18 protein-coding genes are annotated in these 17536 nt (G+C 74.0%); 4 read left to right on the top strand and 14 right to left on the bottom strand.

The annotated features are described in order from the left end of the window. Nucleotides 1–73 precede the first annotated feature (73 nt). The gene (locus V2S66_RS12130) at nt 74–505 is read left to right on the top strand and encodes a MarR family winged helix-turn-helix transcriptional regulator (RefSeq protein WP_330794632.1); all 432 of its coding nucleotides are present in this window, start codon (nt 74–76) and stop codon (nt 503–505) included. Between the two features lie 175 nt (nt 506–680). Further along, entirely contained in the window at nt 681–1253 is a 573-nt protein-coding gene (locus V2S66_RS12125; protein ID WP_330794631.1) for an isochorismatase family protein, read from the top strand. A gap of 39 nt (nt 1254–1292) precedes the next feature. On the opposite strand, the gene ggt is transcribed toward V2S66_RS12125, so the two are convergent. Beyond that, nucleotides 1293–3128, bottom strand: coding sequence for a gamma-glutamyltransferase (ggt, locus tag V2S66_RS12120; protein WP_330794630.1), 1836 nt, complete (start codon nt 3126–3128; stop codon nt 1293–1295). A gap of 110 nt (nt 3129–3238) precedes the next feature. Between ggt and V2S66_RS12115 the strand changes: the two genes are divergently transcribed. Beyond that, the gene (locus tag V2S66_RS12115; RefSeq protein ID WP_330794629.1) at nt 3239–4000 is read left to right on the top strand and encodes a hypothetical protein; all 762 of its coding nucleotides are present in this window, start codon (nt 3239–3241) and stop codon (nt 3998–4000) included. Here V2S66_RS12115 and V2S66_RS12110 read toward each other — a convergent pair. Together V2S66_RS12110 and V2S66_RS12105 are read right to left on the bottom strand one after the other, a co-directional pair. Then, nucleotides 3966–4721: a ZIP family metal transporter gene (locus tag V2S66_RS12110; RefSeq protein WP_330794628.1), complete on the bottom strand. Its 756-nt coding sequence runs from the start codon at nt 4719–4721 to the stop codon at nt 3966–3968. The genes V2S66_RS12115 and V2S66_RS12110 overlap by 35 nt on opposite strands. Nucleotides 4722–4782: 61 nt before the next feature. Next, a complete protein-coding gene (locus tag V2S66_RS12105; protein ID WP_330794627.1) occupies nt 4783–5760 on the bottom strand; it encodes an SGNH/GDSL hydrolase family protein in 978 nt (325 codons plus the stop codon). A gap of 307 nt (nt 5761–6067) precedes the next feature. On the opposite strand from V2S66_RS12105, the gene V2S66_RS12100 reads away from it, so the two are divergent. Then, on the top strand, nt 6068–6466 hold the full coding sequence (locus V2S66_RS12100; protein WP_330794626.1) for a DUF6479 family protein: 399 nt from the start codon (nt 6068–6070) through the stop codon (nt 6464–6466). A gap of 169 nt (nt 6467–6635) precedes the next feature. On the opposite strand, the gene V2S66_RS12095 is transcribed toward V2S66_RS12100, so the two are convergent. The 11 genes from V2S66_RS12095 to V2S66_RS12045 all read right to left on the bottom strand — a co-directional run bounded on the left by V2S66_RS12095 (nt 6636) and on the right by V2S66_RS12045 (nt 17165). Then, on the bottom strand, nt 6636–8504 hold the full coding sequence (locus tag V2S66_RS12095; RefSeq protein ID WP_330794625.1) for a transketolase: 1869 nt from the start codon (nt 8502–8504) through the stop codon (nt 6636–6638). 152 nt (nt 8505–8656) lie between these two features. After that, a complete protein-coding gene (locus V2S66_RS12090; protein WP_330794624.1) occupies nt 8657–8908 on the bottom strand; it encodes a TfoX/Sxy family DNA transformation protein in 252 nt (83 codons plus the stop codon). Between the two features lie 157 nt (nt 8909–9065). Next, nucleotides 9066–9509 (bottom strand): DUF6278 family protein, encoded by a 444-nt coding sequence (locus tag V2S66_RS12085; protein ID WP_330794623.1) that lies wholly within the window; start codon nt 9507–9509, stop codon nt 9066–9068. Nucleotides 9510–9577: 68 nt separating this feature from the next. Then, a complete protein-coding gene (locus V2S66_RS12080; protein WP_330794622.1) occupies nt 9578–10357 on the bottom strand; it encodes an exodeoxyribonuclease III in 780 nt (259 codons plus the stop codon). Nucleotides 10358–10393: 36 nt separating this feature from the next. Next, complete coding sequence (locus tag V2S66_RS12075; RefSeq protein WP_330794689.1) at nt 10394–11020, bottom strand: MBL fold metallo-hydrolase; 627 nt, start codon at nt 11018–11020, stop codon at nt 10394–10396. A 52-nt stretch (nt 11021–11072) separates the two neighbouring features. Continuing rightward, entirely contained in the window at nt 11073–12404 is a 1332-nt protein-coding gene (gene pcaDC, locus V2S66_RS12070; RefSeq protein WP_330794621.1) for a bifunctional 3-oxoadipate enol-lactonase/4-carboxymuconolactone decarboxylase PcaDC, read from the bottom strand. A 36-nt stretch (nt 12405–12440) separates the two neighbouring features. Continuing rightward, nucleotides 12441–13184, bottom strand: coding sequence for a hypothetical protein (locus tag V2S66_RS12065; protein ID WP_330794620.1), 744 nt, complete (start codon nt 13182–13184; stop codon nt 12441–12443). Next, the gene (locus V2S66_RS12060) at nt 13181–14320 is read right to left on the bottom strand and encodes an ROK family glucokinase (RefSeq protein WP_330794619.1); all 1140 of its coding nucleotides are present in this window, start codon (nt 14318–14320) and stop codon (nt 13181–13183) included. Before V2S66_RS12060 ends, V2S66_RS12065 begins: the two co-directional genes overlap by 4 nt. 18 nt (nt 14321–14338) lie before the next feature. Continuing rightward, nucleotides 14339–15142 carry an ATP-binding cassette domain-containing protein gene (locus V2S66_RS12055; RefSeq protein ID WP_330794618.1) on the bottom strand — a complete coding sequence of 268 codons (804 nt, stop codon included), beginning with the start codon at nt 15140–15142 and terminating at the stop codon, nt 14339–14341. Beyond that, nucleotides 15139–16182: an ABC transporter permease gene (locus V2S66_RS12050; RefSeq protein WP_330794617.1), complete on the bottom strand. Its 1044-nt coding sequence runs from the start codon at nt 16180–16182 to the stop codon at nt 15139–15141. The genes V2S66_RS12055 and V2S66_RS12050 overlap by 4 nt, the downstream gene beginning before the upstream one ends. Further along, nucleotides 16179–17165 (bottom strand): sugar ABC transporter substrate-binding protein, encoded by a 987-nt coding sequence (locus tag V2S66_RS12045; protein ID WP_413966373.1) that lies wholly within the window; start codon nt 17163–17165, stop codon nt 16179–16181. The genes V2S66_RS12050 and V2S66_RS12045 overlap by 4 nt, the downstream gene beginning before the upstream one ends. Between the last annotated feature and the right edge of the window lie 371 nt (nt 17166–17536).

Here is a 17536-nt window from a genome sequence, read left to right as displayed (position 1 = left end):
GCGGACCGGCGACACCCGGTGATATCGACAGTCAAACTTGCAAGTCTGCCTGCCGACGTCCTACGGTCGGGGCATGGCATCCCAGGACCGCGAGCACACCGCGGACGAGCTGGCCACCGCCGTCGCCCTGCTGTCGCGGCGGATGCGGGCCGCGTCCGCCGAGGACTCGCTGACCCCCTCGCAGGTCTCGGTGATGTCCCGGCTCGCCACCTCGGGCCCCGCGACCACCGCGGACCTGGCCCGCGACGAGCTGGTGCGGCCGCAGTCGATGCGGATGACGCTGTCCGCGCTGGAGGAGCGCGGCCTGGTCTCCCGGGCCCCGCACTCCACCGACGGCCGCCAGGTGGTCTTCTCGCTGACCGAGCAGGGCGCGGCCGTGCGCGGCTCCGCCCGCCGGGCCCGGCGGGGCTGGCTCACCCGCGCGATGGAGCACGAACTGACCGCCGCCGAGGCGCAGGCGCTGGCCGACGTGATCCCGCTGCTGAGGCGGCTGGTGCGGTCGTGACCGGTGATATCCGGCCGGGCCTGTCAGGTCCGCGCCCCGGGCGGCCCTCCGCCGCCCGCGCCGCGGCCGCCGGTCCCGTCGGCGGCGGTCCGGCCGACCGCTGACGTCCGGCCGCCCCGGCCGGGACCCGAGAAGGAAACCCGACAAGGAAACCCGAGAGAGAAGAGCGACCCGCATGACTGCCACCACCCTCGACCCGCGCACCGCCCTGGTCGTCATAGACCTGCAGCAGGGCATCGTCACCCTGCCGACCGTCCACCCGGCGGCCGAGATCGTCGGCCGCGGCGCCGAACTGGCCGCGGCCTTCCGGGAGCGCGGGCTGCCCGTCGTGCTGGTGAACGTCACCGGCGTGGCCCCGGGCCGCACCGACGGCGGCCCCGGCGGCGGCGCGTCCTTCCCCGACGGCTGGACCGACCTGGTGGCGGAGCTGGACCGGCAGCCGGGCGACATCACCGTCTCCAAGCAGCAGTGGGGCGCCTTCTACGGCACCTCGCTCGACCTGGAGCTGCGCCGCCTCGGGGTGACGCAGATCGTGCTGGCCGGCATCTCGACGAGCATCGGGGTGGAGTCCACCGCGCGCGACGCCTACGAGCACGGCTACCACGTCACCGTCGCGACCGACGCGGTGACCGACACGGACGCGGACGCGCACGCCCGCGCGGTCGGCACGATCTTCCCGCGGCTCGGCGAGACGGGCAGCACGGCGGAGATCCTCGCCCTGCTGCCCGCCCCCGCCGCGGCCGTCTGACCGGCCCGGAATCAGCGGGCCCGGCGGGACGGCCCCGCCTCAGCCGGCGGGGTGCACCACCGCCGCGGAACCGCCGCCGCGGCGCACGGTCTCGGCGGCGGCCACCCAGCGGCCGTCCGGCAGCCGCTGGACGCCGGTGGCCGCGCCGATCTCCGGGTTGAGCGTGAAGTGGTGGCCGATCGACTCCAGCGCGGCCTTCGACGGGCTGTCCCACAGGGCGGGTTCGAGTTCGGTGGTGGCCGCGTTGCGCTGGCTGGCGCGTGGCGCGGCGATCGCGTCGACCAGCGGCAGCCCGCGGTCGACGTGCTCGGTCAGCACCTGCAGCACGGTGGTGATGATGGACGCGCCGCCGGGTGAGCCGATGGCGAAGTCGGGCCGGCCGTCCCTGAGCACGATGGTCGGCGAGATCGACGAGCGCGGCCGCTTGCCGGGCCCCGGCAGGTTCGGGTCGGGCACGGAGGCACTGGCCGGCACGAAGGAGAAGTCCGTCAGCTCGTTGTTGAGCAGGAACCCGCGGCCGGGCACGGTGATCGCGCTGCCGCCGGTCTGCTCGATGGTGAGGGTGTAGGCGACGACGTCGCCCCACTGGTCGGCGACCGTCAGGTGCGTGGTGTTGTCGCCCTCGTACGTGGTCGGCGCCGCCTTCCCCGCGGCGCCGCAGGCGGCGGGGTGGGCCGGGTCGCCCGGCGCCAGCGGGCTGGTGAGCACCGCGTCGTCCTTGATCAGGCAGGCCCGGGAGGCCGCGAAGGACTTCGAGGTGAGCCCCGCGGTGGGCACGTCCTCGAACGCCGGGTCGCCGACCCAGCGGCCGCGGTCCGCGAAGGCGATCCTGCTCGCCTCGATGAAGTGGTGCAGGTACTGCGTCTGCGGCGCCGCGGCGAGGTCGGTGTGCTCCAGGATGTTCAGCGCCTCGGCGACGGTGGTGCCGCCGGACGACGACGGCGCGGGACCGTAGACGTCCAGGCCGCGGTAGGTGGTGTGGGTGGGCGCCTGCTTCTTGGTGCGGTAGGCCGCCAGGTCCGCCGCGGTCATGTCGCCGGTGCGCACCACGCGGGTCGCGGCCGGGTCGACGGGCGGCTTGCGGACCGTCCTGACGATGTCCGCGCCGATGTCGCCGTGGTAGATCGCGCCGATCCCCCGGGCGCCCAGCTCCTGGTAGGTGCGCAGGAGTTGGGGGTTGCGGAAGGTGGAGCCGACGGCCGGCGGCACACCGCCGGGCAGGAACAGCCGGGCGGTGTCGGGGAAGTCCTTGAATCGGTCCTGGTTGGACGCGGTCTGCGCGTTGAAGGTCGCGTCGACGGTGAAGCCGTCGCGGGCGATCCGCTCGGCGGGCCTGAGCACGTCCTTCAGCGACCGGCTCCCCCAGGAGTCCAGGGCGGTCTGCCAGGTGGCGGCGGTGCCGGGCACGCCGACGCCGCGTCCGCTGGTGACCGCGTCGGCGAAGGCCAGCGGCCGCCCGTTCTCCACGAACAGCTGGTCGGTGGCGCTGTGCGGCGCCGTCTCCCGGCCGTCGATGGTGAACACCTTGTGCTGCCTGGCGTCGTAGTAGACGAAGTAGCCGCCGCCGCCGATGCCCGAGGAGTACGGCTCGGTGACGCCGAGCGCGGCGGCGGTGGCCACCGCGGCGTCCACCGCGTTGCCGCCGCGCCGCAGCACGTCGATGCCCGCGGCGGTGGCGTCCGCGTCGACGCTGGCGACCGCTCCGCCGTATCCGACGGCGAGCGGGCTCTTGGCGGGTGTGCCGGCGGGAGGTGGTGGTCCGCCGTGTGCCGGCGCGGCGGCGGTGAGCGCGCCGACGGCGGCTGCCACGGCGAGCGCGGCGACCGTCCGCACGGCACGGCGGCGGACTGGTTGCGTGTGACGGTTGCGTCCCATTTATGGAGCCTCCACATCAACGACCGTCCCGGCAGGGTAGCTTCACCGCTCGTGTCACGTCAGGAACGCATGGAGGCGGTCCGGCTCGAACACCGCTACGATGCCGCGCCATGAGCGACGACGCACGCAACCTCGTCCTGGGGCTCGCCGCCCTGGTCGTCGGACTGGTCGGCGGCTGGTTCCTCCGCACCTACGTGTGGCGGCGGCGGCTCGACCGCAAGCAGAAGTTCTTCGGGCTGCCGAAGGAGTCCGAGTGCCTGCTGGTGGTGCCGCGCGATCCCGGCTCCCGCGGCTGGAGCCTGGCCCGGCACGACGCCTTCGCGCTGCTGGAGCTGGCCGCGGTGATCAAGGAGTGCGGGGCGCACGCGGAGGTGCTGGCGCACGACACGGCCTGGCAGGGGTTCGGCGCCCGCACCGAGTTCTGCATCGGCGGCCCGGTGGCGAACCTGCGGCTGGCCGCGCACCTGCGCTCGATGCTGCCGGGCATCGAGGTCGACACCGAGGCCGCGCCCGGCCCGGACCAGGGTGCGATCTCCGTGGGCGGCGAGACGTACCGGATGGAGAAGGGCTCGGTGGAGTACGTGCTGCTGGCGCGGCTCGCCTCGGCCCGCGAGTCGGGCAACGACCGCCCGGTGTTCCTCTCCTCGGGCCAGCGCGGCATCGCCAACCAGGCGGCGGTCCGCTACCTGGCCCGGCACCACACCCGGCTGGCCCGCAAGCACGGCGTCGACGGCACCTTCTGCCTGCTGCTGCGGGTGGTGAACTCGCAGGCGTACGGCTCCGACGTGGTGGAGCTGGTCGCGGACGTCACCAAGGCGGCCGTCACCGCGCCGAAGGTCAGGAGTCAGCCAGACCGATCACCAGCCACATGATCGCCACCCCGGCCACCGTGCACACCAGCGTCGTCTTCGACGGGTGCGGGCTGTGCGCCTCGGGGAGGATGTCAGAGGTGGCCAGGTAGAGCAGGAAACCGGCGAAGAAGCCCAGGTAGAGGCCGAGCACGCCGGACGGGATGGTGAAGGCCAGGGTGACCGCGGCGCCCACCACCGGGGCCAGCGCGTCGGCGCCGAGCAGCACCTGGGCGCGGCGCCGGCCGTTCCCGTAGAGCCGGGTGATCGTGTAGGTGTTGAAGCCGTCGGCGAAGTCGTGCGAGACGACCGCGATGGCGACGACGATCCCGACGGTGTTCCCCGCCTGGAAGGCGGCGCCGATCGCGAAGCCGTCCATCACGCTGTGCCCGACGAGCGCCGCCGCGGCGGCCACCCCGAGGCCCTTGACCGGGTCGTGCGCGTGGCCGTGGCCGTGCGTGTGCGAGGCGTACTCGCCCTCGTGGGCCCGGTGGATGGCGACCGCGCGCTCCACGATGTGCAGGGCGAGGAACCCCGCGACGAACATGAGCAGCGCCGCGGGCACCCCGAAGACGTGTCGCGGCTGGGTCTCCAGCGCCTCGGGGAGCAGGTCGAAGCCGACCACGCCGAGCATCAGTCCGGCGGCGAGACCGAGCACGAGGTGACGGCGGTCCCCGATGTGCTGGGCGACGAAACCGCCGACGAGGGTCATCGCGAACGCGCACGCGGCTATCAGGACCGGCATGAGGTCATGATCCCGGACGCCGCGTGCGCTCGCTACTCAGGGTCGCCTTACCGCAGCGCGCTCACCAGCGGTGACCGCGGCCCGGTGCGTCGAGGCGGGCCAGCAGCGCCGCCGCCATGGCCTGCTCGCCCTTGGCGTTGGGGTGCGCGGGCGCGGCCGGCGAGGCCGGCGCGAGCGGTTCGACCCAGCGGTCGGCGGCGGGCTTGCACATGTCGTGGCCGATGGTGGGCGTGTAGGTGTCGGCATACTCGTCGCCGTGGATCAGCGCCTCGATCCGCAGCATCGCGTTGAGCTTCTTCTCGGTGTCGCGCAGGTAGGCGAAGTCTCCGGCGGCGAACGGCACGATCGGCGAGGTGCAGGGCACCGCGTCGTCCGGCAGCAGGTCGGGGTAGCCCACCACGACGACCCTGGCGTGCGGGGCGCGACTGTGCACCGCTCGCAGCACCTGGTCGACCTCGGGCGCGGTCCGCAGCACGTTCAGGGTCAGCTGGTCGACGCCGCCGGCGCCGTAGTGCTGCTTGCAGGGGCTGCCGGCCGGGTCGGAGGCGGTCAGGCCGGCGCAGGTGGCGATGATCGAGCTGAAGCCGATGTCGTTCCCGCCGATCTGCACGGTGACCAGCGTCGTGCCGCGGTCCACCGCGTCCAGCTGCGGGCCGTTGGCGCCCTGCGGCTGCCACATCTGAGCGGTGGTGGCGCCGCTGCAGCTGACGTCGGTGAAGCCGGCGACGTGCTCCGCGGCGGCGGTCAGCGACGGGTAGTCCTGGTCGGAGCGGGCGCAGTTCGCGTCGACCTGGGTCGGGATGTACGGGCCCGAGGTGTACGAGTCGCCGAGCGCGGCGTACCGCACCGCCGGCCCGTGGTGGGCGGGCCGCGCGCCGTGGCCGGCCGAGGCGGTGGCGGGGGCGACCGCCGCCGCGGTGAGCGCGAGGGCCCCGCCGAGGGCGGCGGCCCCCCGCAGCGCCGTCCGGCGGCCTGCCGTCCGTACGGCGCCGCGCGCCGTGCCGTCCCCGCGCGTGCCTGTGCCCCTGCCTGCGGCCATCGGGCCCTCCCCTGTGTTCCCCGTGCGCGCCGACATCGGCGTCGGCGTTGACGCGGGACCAAGGCTCGGGCGCGGGGTGTTCGGGTGTCAATGGGTGCGACCGCCCTGCGTTCACGCACCGGACCACCGCCGTACACGTGGCGTGCCCCGGCTCCCCCGCCCGTCCCCGGTCGTCCCCCGTTCGGCCTCCCTGCGGTGGCCGGGTGTCACGGTGCGTGAGGTGATGGTGGTGCGCGGGTGTTCGCGGGCGGTGTTCCGTGTCGGCCGCGTGATCTCGGGCATCCGCCCATCGAAGGAGGTGCCGAGAATGTCTCACTACGAACTTCGGGCCGCGGACCTCGCTGTCGGCGGCTCGGGCAGCATCGGACCGCTGATCCTGGGCATCGTCGTCGTGATCGTGCTCATCGCTGCCGTGTGGGTGGGCATGCGGCGGGTCGGCCGTGAGCCGCCTCTCCCCAAGGGCCGGCGGCCCCGCTCGGGAGCGTGGTCGACACGTCAGGAACACGACGACGGCGCCCCCGACGACCACGGCCCCGGCCACCAGGACGACAGCGGCCCGCGCACCCACGAGTCGCGCGAGCCCGAGCCCGACGAGATGCCGCAGGACGGGCGCCGGCGGATGCCGTACGAGGTCCGTGACGCGGGCGTCCGCGGCGGCAAGGAACGCTCCCGGCCGCGGCGCCACAGCGGCCCGAACGTCGACTGAGCGGCCTGCGGCCGCTCCTTCCCCGAGTTCGCCGCGCACTCCTGGGAGTGCGCGGCGAACGCGCGGGTGCTCGCTCGGCGCGCGGACGGCCACGCCGGGCGGGCAGCCAGAACCGGAGGCACCGGGCGCTCGGCCCGGTGCCTCCGGCTCGCTCGGCCCGCCGGAGAAGCTAGGCGGCGGCGAGCTTGCGGGCGGCCGCCACGATCGCGTCGGCGTCGATGCCCGCGGCGTGGAGCTGCTCCTCGGGCGTGGCCGACCCGGGCATGGAGTGCACGGCGAGCCGGGTGAGCAGCGGCATCGGGTGGCCGTTGCCGAAGGACTCCAGGACCGCGTCGGCGAGGCCGCCCTCCGGGTGGTGGTCCTCGACGACCACGAACCGCCCGGTGACCTCGAACGCCTCCCGCAGCGTCTGGGTGTCGACCGGCTTGACCGAGTAGAGGTCGATGACCCGGGTCCTGATGCCGTCGGCGACGAGCCGGTCGTGCGCCGCGAGCGCCTGGTGCAGGGTGACGCCCGCGCCGATCAGCGTGACCTGGTCGTCGGCGTGCGAGCGCAGCACCTTGGAGCCGCCGATCGGGAACTCCTCGTCGGGGCCGTAGACCACCGGGGTGTCACCGCGGGTGGTGCGCAGGTAGCCGATGCCGGGGCGGTCGGCGAGCGCGACGGTGAGCCGGGCGGTCTGGTTGGCGTCGCACGGGTAGAGCACGGTGCTGCCGTGGATCGCGCGGAGCATCGCCAGGTCCTCCAGGGCCATCTGGGACGGTCCGTCCTGGCCGATGGAGACGCCCGCGTGGGAGCCGACGACGTTGAGGTCGCTGCGGCTGATCGCGGCCATCCGCAGGAAGTCGTGCGCGCGGGTGAGGAAGGCGGCGAAGGTGGAGGCGTAGGGGGTGCGGCCGCACACGCCGAGGCCGACGGCGGTGGCGATCAGCTGCTGCTCCGCGATGTAGCACTCGATGTAGCGATCGGGGTGCTGCTCGCCGAAGAGCCCGGCCTTGGTGGAGTCGCCCACCTCGCCGTCCAGGACCACCACGTCCTCGCGCCTGGTGCCGAGCACCGCGAGCGCCTCGCCGAAGGCGGTACGGGTGGCGACCTGGGCGCCGCGGTCGTACTGGGGCAGCGCGGCGTGCGGGTCCGCGCCGGACAGTTCGCGGCGTTCCGCGGCCGGCGGGCGGCTCACGTCGACGTGCAGATCGCGTACGCCGCCCAGCTCGCGGATCGCCGCCTCGGGGTCGGCCAGCGGCTTGCCGTGGTGGCCCTCGCGGTTCTCCACCGCGGCGACGCCCTTGCCCTTGCGGGTCCTGGCGATGATCGCAGTCGGCTCGCCCCGGTGGGTGCGCGCCTCGGTCATCGCCCGGTCGACCGCGTCGACGTCGTGGCCGTCGATCTCCACCGTGTGCCAGCCGAAGGCGCGGATCCTGCGGCCGTACGCGTCCAGGTCCCAGCCGTGCCGGGTGGGGCCGCGCTGGCCGAGCCGGTTGATGTCGAGGATCGCCGTCAGGTTGTCGAGCCCCTCGATCCCGGCCTGCTCGAACGCCTCCCAGAACGAGCCCTCGGCCAGCTCGCTGTCGCCGCACAGCACCCAGGTGCGGTAGGGCAGGTCGTCGAGGCGCTTGGCGGCCAGCGCCACGCCGACGCCGATGGGCAGCCCCTGGCCGAGCGACCCGGTGGCCACGTCGACCCACGGGAGCTTCGGGGTGGGGTGGCCCTCCAGCCGGCTGCCGAGGCGGCGGTAGCCGGTGAGCAGCTCGTCCTCGGTGATGGCGCCGACGGCCCGGTACGCCGCGTAGAGCAGCGGTGAGGCGTGGCCCTTGGAGAGGATCAGGTGGTCGTTGCCGGGATGCCCCGGATCGTCGAAGTCGTAGCGCAGGTGGCGGGCGAGCAGGACGGCGGTGAGTTCGGCCGCGGACATCGAGGAGGTCGGGTGTCCCGAGCCGGCCGCCGCCGCCGCGCGCACCGAGTCGACCCTCAGCTGCTGGGCGACCTCGGCGATCTGGTCGTCGGTGAGGACCGTGTCCTGGGTGGCCGTGCTTTTCATGAGGACCGCTCTCCGTTCCCTGGGGGCATTGGGGCTGAATGGACTCCTCAGCTCAGCGGCTGCCCTGGCAGGAGCGGGGCAAACGGGACGGACCGTGCGTCGGCGCGGTGGCGGCGGGCGGGTCGGTGCGGTCGGGGACCGGCGTGCGCAGGTCAGCCCAGGACACGGTTGACGAGGGTGTCGCGCTCGGTCTGCGGGATGGCCGTCCAGCGCATGCCGCGCAGGGCGCCCTCAAGGGCCAGCAGGGTGTGGGTGCGGGCGTCCTCGGGCAGTTCGGGTCTGATCTTCTCGAAGGCCCGGCCCGAGCCCAGGCGGCGCAGTTCGCCCGCGTCACCGACGCCCGCGCGGCGCAGGCGGTCGGCGAGCACCGCCCCGATGTTCGGCAGCTGCTGAAGGGAGTCCACGTCGAGCCTCCGTGTTCACGCTGGTGGTGCCTTGGTCTGGCGGCCATCATGCACGGGTCGCGGGCCTTCGCCGGGCGATTCGGGGGCTGACACGCCCGTGGCAGTCCCCCGCCACGGTGACGGACGGTCGCCGGAAGGGGGCTGCCTGGCCCCCCGCTCAGTCCTCCGCGGCCTCCGCCCGCACCTGGGACAGCTCCGGGCTGCCGCTCTCCGCCCAGGCGTGGCCGAGGGCGACGGTGTCGAGTTCGCGGCCGGAGGCGAGCCGGATCACCGGGTGGCCGTTCGGCCAGACCTGCCAGGCGGTGCCGGGGACGGTGTGCAGGATGACGGTGCCGAGGTAGAGGCCGGCGTCGTTGCCGAGCCAGCCCATCACGTCGGGGTCGTCGCGCCAGTTCGGCACCAGCTGGTCCAGCGCGCTCAGCGAGTCGGCGGAGTTGTCGAGCCGCACGTCGTGGCGCTCGGCGCGCTGCCGCAGCAGCTCGCACTCGCCGAGGAGTTCCTCGACCGAGGCGGGATCGGCTTCGCCGGGCGCCTGCCCTACGCCGATGCCCGGTGAGGGCCCGTGCCGCGCCCGCCACTTGGCGAGGAAGGGGATGTCCATGCCGTCAGCCTGGCACCCCGGGTGGGGCCGCGACCACAGGCGCGCACGATCCGCCCGGGGCGGGCCGGTCAGACGTCGAGGTCGACGACGACCGGCGCGTGGTCGGAGGCGCCCTTGCCCTTGCGCTCCTCGCGGTCCACGTACGCGTCGGACGCCGCCTTGGCGAACGGCGCGTTGCCGTAGACGAGGTCGATGCGCATCCCGCGGTTCTTCGGGAAGCCCAGCTGGCGGTAGTCCCAGTACGTGAAGGGGTGGTCGTACTTCAGCGGCCGCGGCACCACGTCGCTCAGGCCGGCCTCGCGCAGGTCGGCGAGCGCGGCGCGCTCCGCGGGCGTGACGTGGGTGGCGCCCTCGAAGGCCGACCGGTCCCAGACGTCGTCGTCGGTGGGCGCCACGTTGTAGTCGCCGAGGACCGCGAACGGGCGGCCGCCCGCGGCGTCCTCGGCCACCGCGGCCCGCAGCGCCTCCAGCCACCGGAGCTTGTACGCGAAGTGCGGGTGGTCCACCTCGCGGCCGTTGGGCACGTACACCGACCAGACGCGGACCGGGCCGCAGGTGGCGGCGACCGCGCGGGGCTCCTCGGCGTCCTCGTACACCGGGCCGCCGGGCAGGCCGGTGACGACGTCGTCCAGGCCGGCGCGGGAGATCACCGCCACGCCGTTCCACCGGCCGACGGCGTTCACGGCGGCCTCGTAGCCCAGTGCGCGCAGTTCCTCGTGCGGGAACTGCGCCGGGGTGCACTTGAGCTCCTGGACGCACAGGACGTCCGTGCCGCTGCTCTCCAGCCAGGCGAGCAGCCGCGGCAGCCGGGCGGTGACGGAGTTGATGTTCCAGGTCGCGATGCGCATGTCCCTCAACCTAGCGGCTGGGGCCGACAGCGGGGGTCACGCCTGCTCGCCGGGGGCCAGCCGCAGGTGCTCGGCGCCGCCCAGGGCGCCGATCTGCCGGTCGTAGACGGGCCGCGCCAGGTCGCTGAGCAGGGCGTCGTGCACGTCGATCGAGCGGCGCGGGGCGACCTCGCGGATGTAGTCGATGACCTCGGAGAGCTTGTTCCAGGGGGCGTGCACCGGCAGCATCAGCGTGTCCACCGGGACGCCGGGCACGGTCAGCGCGTCGCCGGGGTGGAAGACCGATCCGTCCAGCAGGAAGCCGACGTTGGTGATCCGCGGGATGTCCGGGTGGATGACGGCGTGGAGTTCGCCGTGCACCTGGACGTCGAAGCCTGCGGCGGTGAAGGCGTCGCCGTGGCCGACGGTGTGCACCCGGCCGGGGAAGGCCGCCGACAGCCGCTCGGCGACGCTCGCCAGGGTCCACAGCCCGGCCGCCGGGTTCGCCTCCAGGGCCGCCCGCAGCCGGCCCTCGTCGAAGTGGTCGGGGTGCTCGTGGGTGACGAGGATCGCGTCGGCCCCGGCCGCCGCGTCCTGCTCGCTGAAGGCGCCGGGGTCCACGACCAGGGTGCGGCCGTCCTTCTCCAGCCTCACGCAGGCGTGCAGTTGCTTCGTCAGCTTCAAGGTCATGCCCCCATCTTGCTACGGCCCGCGCCGGCGCGGGCCGCCCGGCGTGTCAGCCGCTGCCGGTCTCCTGCTCGATGACGTCGCGTGCGGCCTCCAGGGCGGCGCGGGCCGCCGGCAGCCCCGCGTACACCGCGGTGTGCAGCAGCGTCTCCTCTATCTCGGCCGGGGTCAGACCGTTGCGCAGCGCGGCGCGGGTGTGGTCGGCGAGTTCGCCGAGCTGGCCGAGCGCGGTGAGCGCGGTGAGGGTCAGGAAGCTGCGGGTGCGCCGGTCCAGCCCGGGGCGGGTCCACGGCTCGCCCCAGCCGTAGCGGGTGGCGAACGCGTCGAACGCGCTGCCGAAGCCCTCGGCGCGGCCCTCCTCGGCGTCGACCTGGGCGTCGCCGACGAGTTCGCGGCGGATCCGCAGGCCGTCCGCGTACCGGTCGGGCGTCGCGGACGCCGCGGCGGGCTGGGCGGGCGGGCGCGGCACGACCGGCGGCGGCGCCGGCGCGAAGGGCGTGGGCGGCGGGGTGCGGTCGGCCCAGGCGCCCTCGAAGTGCCGGGCCAGCAGGTCGCCGACCGCGCCGGGCTCCTCGACCGGTGCGAGGTGCCCGGTGGCGGGCACCACGGCGAGCCGGGCGTCGGGGATGCCGGCCACCAGCAGCCGTGCGTCGGCGGGCGGCGTCTCGCTGTCGTCGGCGCCCGCGACCACCAGGGTGGGCACCGTGATGCTGCCGAGCGCGTCGCGGACGTCGAAGGCCGCGAGCGCCTCGCAGGCGGCGATGTAGCAGGCCGGGTCGGTGGTGGCGACCATCTTCACCGCCCATTCGGTGATGGCCGGCTGGGTGGCCAGGAACGCGCCGGTGAACCAGCGCTCCGGGGTGGCCTGGGCGGTGCGGTCCAGGCCGTTGGCCCTGACCACGACGCCGCGCTGCCGCCAGGCGTCCGCGGTGGCGAAGCGGGCGGCTGCCGAGACCAGCGCGAGCGCGGCGACCCGGTCGGGGCGCAGCAGCGCGAGGCGGGCGCCGACGGCGGCGCCGAGCGAGCAGCCCGCGTAGCCGAAGGAGTCGATGCCCTCGTCGTCGAGGACCGCGAGCAGCCGCCTGGCCAGGTCGTCGACGGAGGACGCGGGTTCCGCGGGCGCGCCGCCGTGTCCCGGCAGCTCGAAGCGCAGCACCCGCCAGTGCCCGGTCAGCACCGGCAGCTGGCGGTCCCACATGTGCCAGGTGGCGCCGAGGGCCGGCCCGAGGACCACCACGGGCGCGTCGTCCGGGCCGTCGAACCGGTACTGCAGCGGCGGTTGCAGCTGATCGTCACGGTCGTCGTACGCGTCGTAACCGTCCTCGAACGCGGCCGCGTAGGAGCCGAGCGCGTCGGCGGTCTGGTCGGTCGTCTCGCTCATCGCCCCACACGCTACCGACTCGCGGCACTCCGCGGGTCACCCGCCCCCGAAGCCGTGCTGGAAGTTGACGGTGGACACGACATAGACGACCGGCGCCTCCGCGTCGGAGAGGTCGACGGCGATGTCGTGGTCCGGTTTGTCGCCGAGCTGGTGCAGGCTGACGCCGGCCCAGGGACCGGCGTCCGACAGGTCCCAGCCGGTCGCCCCGACCTCGGCGGGGGCGAGCGCCGCGTGGCCGTCGTGCAGCGCGTCGCGGCTGGTGCCGATCTTGGCCAGGAAGGTGTCGAGGCCGCCCGCGGTGGTGGTGAACTGGGCGTATAGGACGCTGATGTCCCAGGAGTTGGTCTCCAGGTAGCCGGCGGCGGTGGCGCCGACCGGGAAGGGCACCTGGTAGATGCGCTGCTGGAGCGAGCTGGGCAGCTCGGGCGTCATGTGCCGGGCGGCGGCCTCCTGCTCCTTGATCGCGCCGCCGTCGCGGCTCTGCTCGGCGGAGATGATCACGTAGCCGAGCGGCACCAGGACCAGCAGCGGCAGCACCGTCCATCGCACCCAGCGCGGGGCGTCGCGCATCCGCGGCCCGGCGGGCGCGGCGACCGGCGCGCTGCCGCCGGACGGCTCGCCGGCGGCGTCGGCGGCGGCGGCGTCCTGCTGGGCGGGCTCGCCCGGGGCGGGGCCGCCTTCGGCGTGGTCGGCGGTGTGCTGCTGGGGCAGGCGCACGTCGGTGTCTCCGTGGTCGCCGGTGCGTTCACCGGGGGCGTGCCGGTCGGGGGTGGTGGTCACGATTCGGCGCCCTGCTGTCCGTAGACCCGGCCGTAGCGCTCGTAGCGCTCGACCCGGCGGCGGTTGGCGCGGCGGAAGCGCCGGGCGACCAGCCGGGCCAGGTCGGCGGCGCCGACCATGCCCGCCTCCGGCCCCAGTTCGGCCTTGGCGATCCGCGCCTCCGGCCGGTAGCCGCGGCCGGTCAGGGTGCGCCGGAAGGCGTCCCTGGCGGGGCCGATCAGCAGGTCGTCGGCGGCGCTGACGCCGCCGCCGATGACGAAGCAGGACGGGTCGAGGGCGGCGGCCAGGTTGGCGATGCCGACGCCGAGCCACTGCCCGATGTCCTGGAACAGCTCGACGCACATGGCGTCGCCCTCGCGGGCCAGCTCGGTGATCAGCGGCCCGGTGATGTCGCGGACGTTGCCGCCGACCCGGTCGATGATCCCGTAGGCGACCGGGGAGTCCGCGGCCGCCATCTCGCGCGCCTCCCTGACCAGGGCGTTCCCCGAGCTGTACTGCTCCCAGCAGCCGCGGTTGCCGCACGGGCAGCGGTGCCCGCCCGGCACCACCTGCATATGGCCGAACTCGCCCGCCACCCCGAAGCGGCCGCGCTTGACCCGGCCGTCCTCCAAAATGGCGCCGCCGATGCCGGTGCCGAGGGTGATCATCACCAGGTCGGACTCGCCGCGTCCGGCGCCGAACCGCCACTCGGCCCAGGCCGCGGTGTTCGCGTCGTTGTCGACCATCACCGGCACCAGCAGGCGCTCGGCGAGCCGGTCGCGCAGCGGCTCGTCGCGCCACGCCAGGTGCGGGGCGAAGAGCACCCGGGAGCGGTCGGCGTCGACCCAGCCGGCCGCCCCGATGCCCACCGCGTGCACGTCGTGCCGCTCCGACAGGTCGAGCACCAGCTCGACGATGGTGTCCTCCACGACCTTGGGGCTCTTGGACTTGTCCGGCGTCTCGGTGCGCAGCTGCTCCAGGATGGCGCCGTCGGCGTCCACCACCCCGGCCATCACCTTGGTGCCGCCGATGTCGATGCCGACGGTGGGCACGCGGGGCGCGGACAGGTGCGAGCGCCGCTCGCGCCGTCCGACGTTCTGCCACACCGTGGCGCGGGCTGCGCTGCCCCGGTGGACGCGTTCACGATTGGCGCTCAAGCGGTGCTCTCCGAAGGATCAGGGGGTGCGTCGACTCAGTTCGTGGGTCAGCTCGTCCAGCTCGCTGCCGCCGGCCATCTCGCGGGTCAGCTCGTCCAGCGTAATGTCCTTCCGGAGGTGGCTGCCCGACATCGCGCCGCGCTTGAGCAGGACGAAGCGGTCTCCCACCAGGTAGGCGTGGTGCGGATTGTGCGTGATGAGCACCACTCCGAGGCCCGCGTCACGGGCCGCGGCCACGTATTTCAGCACGACACCCGACTGTTTGACGCCCAGCGCGGCGGTCGGCTCGTCGAGCACCAGCACTTTGGCGCCGAAGTGCACCGCACGGGCGATGGCGACGCACTGGCGTTCGCCGCCCGACAGCGTGCCGATGGGCTGGTCGACGTCCCGCAGGTCGATGCCCATGCCGAGCAGCGCCTGGTGGGTGGTGGCGCGCATGGCGGCCGTGTCGAGCCGGCGCAGCGGCCCGCGTCCCCTGGTCGGCTCGGAGCCGAGGAAGAAGTTCCGCCACACCGGCATCAGCGGGACCACCGCGAGGTCCTGGTAGACGGTGGCGATGCCGCGGTCCAGCGCCTGCCGCGGCGAGGTGTGCCGGACCTCCTCGCCGGCGACGGTGTACCGGCCTGCGTCGTGCGGGTGCAGCCCGGCGATGATCTTGATCAGGGTGGACTTGCCCGCGCCGTTGTCGCCGAGGACGCAGGTGATCTCGCCGGCGTGCACCTCGAGCGAGACGTCGCGCAGCGCCAGGACGCTGCCGTACGACTTCGAGACGCCGTCGAGGGCGACCAGCGGGCCGCCGGGGGTGAGGTCGTCGGTGGTCATGCGGTGGCCTCCGCCCGCCTGCGGACCCAGGCGTTGAGCAGGGTGGCGAGCAGCAGCATCGCCCCGAGGAAGAACTTGAACCAGTCCGGGTTCCACTGGGCGTAGACGATGCCCTTGCTGGTCATGCCGAAGATGAACGCGCCGACCGCCGAGCCGATCGCGGAGCCGTAGCCGCCGGTCATCAGGCAGCCGCCGATGACGGCCGCGATGATGTACAGGAACTCGTTGCCGACGCCCTCGCCGGACTGCACCACGTCGAACGAGAAGAGCAGGTGCTGCCCCGAGATCCAGGCGGCGAACGCCACCGCCATGTAGAGGCCGACCTTGGTACGGGCCACCGGCACGCCGACCGCGCGGGCGGCGTCCGCGTTGCCGCCGGCGGCGAAGATCCAGTTGCCGGCCCGGGTGCGCAGCAGCACCCAGGTCGCCACCGCGACCAGGCCGAGCCACCACAGGATGGTGACCTGCAGGTCGACCGAGCCGATCGTCCAGTGCGAGGCGAACAGGTCGCGGCAGGTCGTGAAGCCCTCCATGTCGCTGATCGACTTGGTCGCCACCGTGCCGCTGATCAGCTTGGTCAGGCCCAGGTTCAGGCCGGTCAGCATCAGGAAGGTGCCGAGCGTGATGATGAAGCTCGGCAGCTTCGTGCGCACCAGCATGACCCCGTTCAACGCCCCGATGCCCAGGGTGACCAGCAGCGAGACGCCCACCCCGACCCAGGTGTTCGCGGTCATCTGGTAGCTGAACATCGAGGAGACCAGCGCGGAGCTGGTCACCATCACACCCGCCGACAGGTCGAACTCGCCGCCGATCATGAGCAGCGCGACCGGCACCGCCATGATGCCGATCGTCGAGGACGCGTACAGCACGGTGCCCATGCTGGAGGCGTGCAGGAAGGAGCCGGCGACGAAGGAGAAGAAGACGAACACGGCCGCCGCGCCGACCACCGAGCCCAGCTCCGGCCGTCCGAGCAGCCGGCGCAGCACCGACCGGGGCGCAAGCCGCTCGTCCCCGGCGGCCAGGACGTCCGTCCCGGTCACCGGGTGCCCCGCTTGGCGTAGGCGAGGAGCTTGTCGGCGTCGTCCTTGGTGACGATCTGCGGGCCGGTGAGCACCGGCTGGCCGCCGCCGAGGGTGTCGTTGTTGTAGCGGTAGAGCCACAGCAGGTCGATCGCCTCGTAGCCCTGCAGGTACGGCTGCTGGTCCACCGCGAAGCCGATGGTGCCGTCCTTCAGTGAGGCGGCGACCTGGGCGTTGAGGTCGAAGGTGTCGATCTCGGCGCCGGAGCCGGCCTGCTGCTTCGCCTTGGCGGCGGTGGCGGCGAAGGGCGCGCCGAGCGTCACCACGGAGTCGACGGAGTGGTCGGACTGCAGCTTGGCCTCGACCGCGGACTGCACGTCCGGCATGTTGGTGCCGTCCACGTAGAGCTTGTCGAGGCGGCCGTGGAAGGTCTCCTTGGCGCCGTCGCAGCGGGCTTCGAGCCCGACGTTGCCCTGCTCGTGCAGGATGCACAGGGCGTGCTTGCGGCCGCGCCGGTTCAGCTCGTCGCCGACCGCGTTGCCCGCGACCTTCTCGTCCTGCCCGATGTGCGTCAGCGCGCCGAACTGCTGGGACTGCTCCGCGCCGGAGTTGACGGTGATCACCGGGATGCCGGCCTTCTCGGCGCGGGCCACCGCGGACTTCATCGCGTCGGGCTTGGCGAGGGTGACGATCAGCCCGTCCACGTGCTGGTCGATCGCCGCCTGCACCAGCTGCGCCTGCTGGTCGCCCTGGTCGCTGTTGGAGTACAGGAACTTGATGTTGTCCTTGGCGGCGGCCTGCTTGGCGCCGCTCTGCACGATGTCCCAGAAGGTGTCGCCCGCCCCGGAGTGGGTGACCATCGCGAAGGTCCAGTGCGGGGTGTTGACGGCCGAGCCGTTGGCGGCGAGCCGCTTCGCCCGGTCCTCGGCGCGCTTGCCGCCGGTGCTGCTGCAGCCGGCGAGGGCGGTGGCGGCGAGGGCCGCCGCGAGCAGCGCGACCAGCACGCGTCCGGCGCCGCGCCGGGAGCCGCGGGCACCACGGGAGCCGGCCGCCCGCGAGGCGCCCAGGACTCCCGGAGCCGCGGGGGCGCCCGGAGCGGCGGGGGTGGCCGGGGTGCGGGTCGCGCCGCTGTCCGCGGCCGTCCCTCCCGGCGTGTGCGACCTTGCCTTCGGCACGAGGCCCTGCCTTCCCTGCGATGCGGAACATTTGTTGCGTTTCGGTGCTTTTGGCGCACTTCTTCTGGCACTGCTGGGGTGGGGCGTGCGCTTGCGCTGCGTGCGACCTTCCCGGCGGGCCAAGTATCCGTCAAGGGGTCGCGCCGCCCCGACCCCCACCCCCCGGGCCCTCCCCCGGAGGTCGCGGGGCGCCCGGCGAC

The sequence above is a fragment of the Actinacidiphila polyblastidii genome (assembly GCF_036353415.1).
GTDB classification, from domain to species: domain Bacteria; phylum Actinomycetota; class Actinomycetes; order Streptomycetales; family Streptomycetaceae; genus Actinacidiphila; species Actinacidiphila polyblastidii.
The sequence above is the reverse complement of the archived record's forward strand: the minus strand, read 5'-3'. Positions and strand labels throughout refer to the sequence as shown.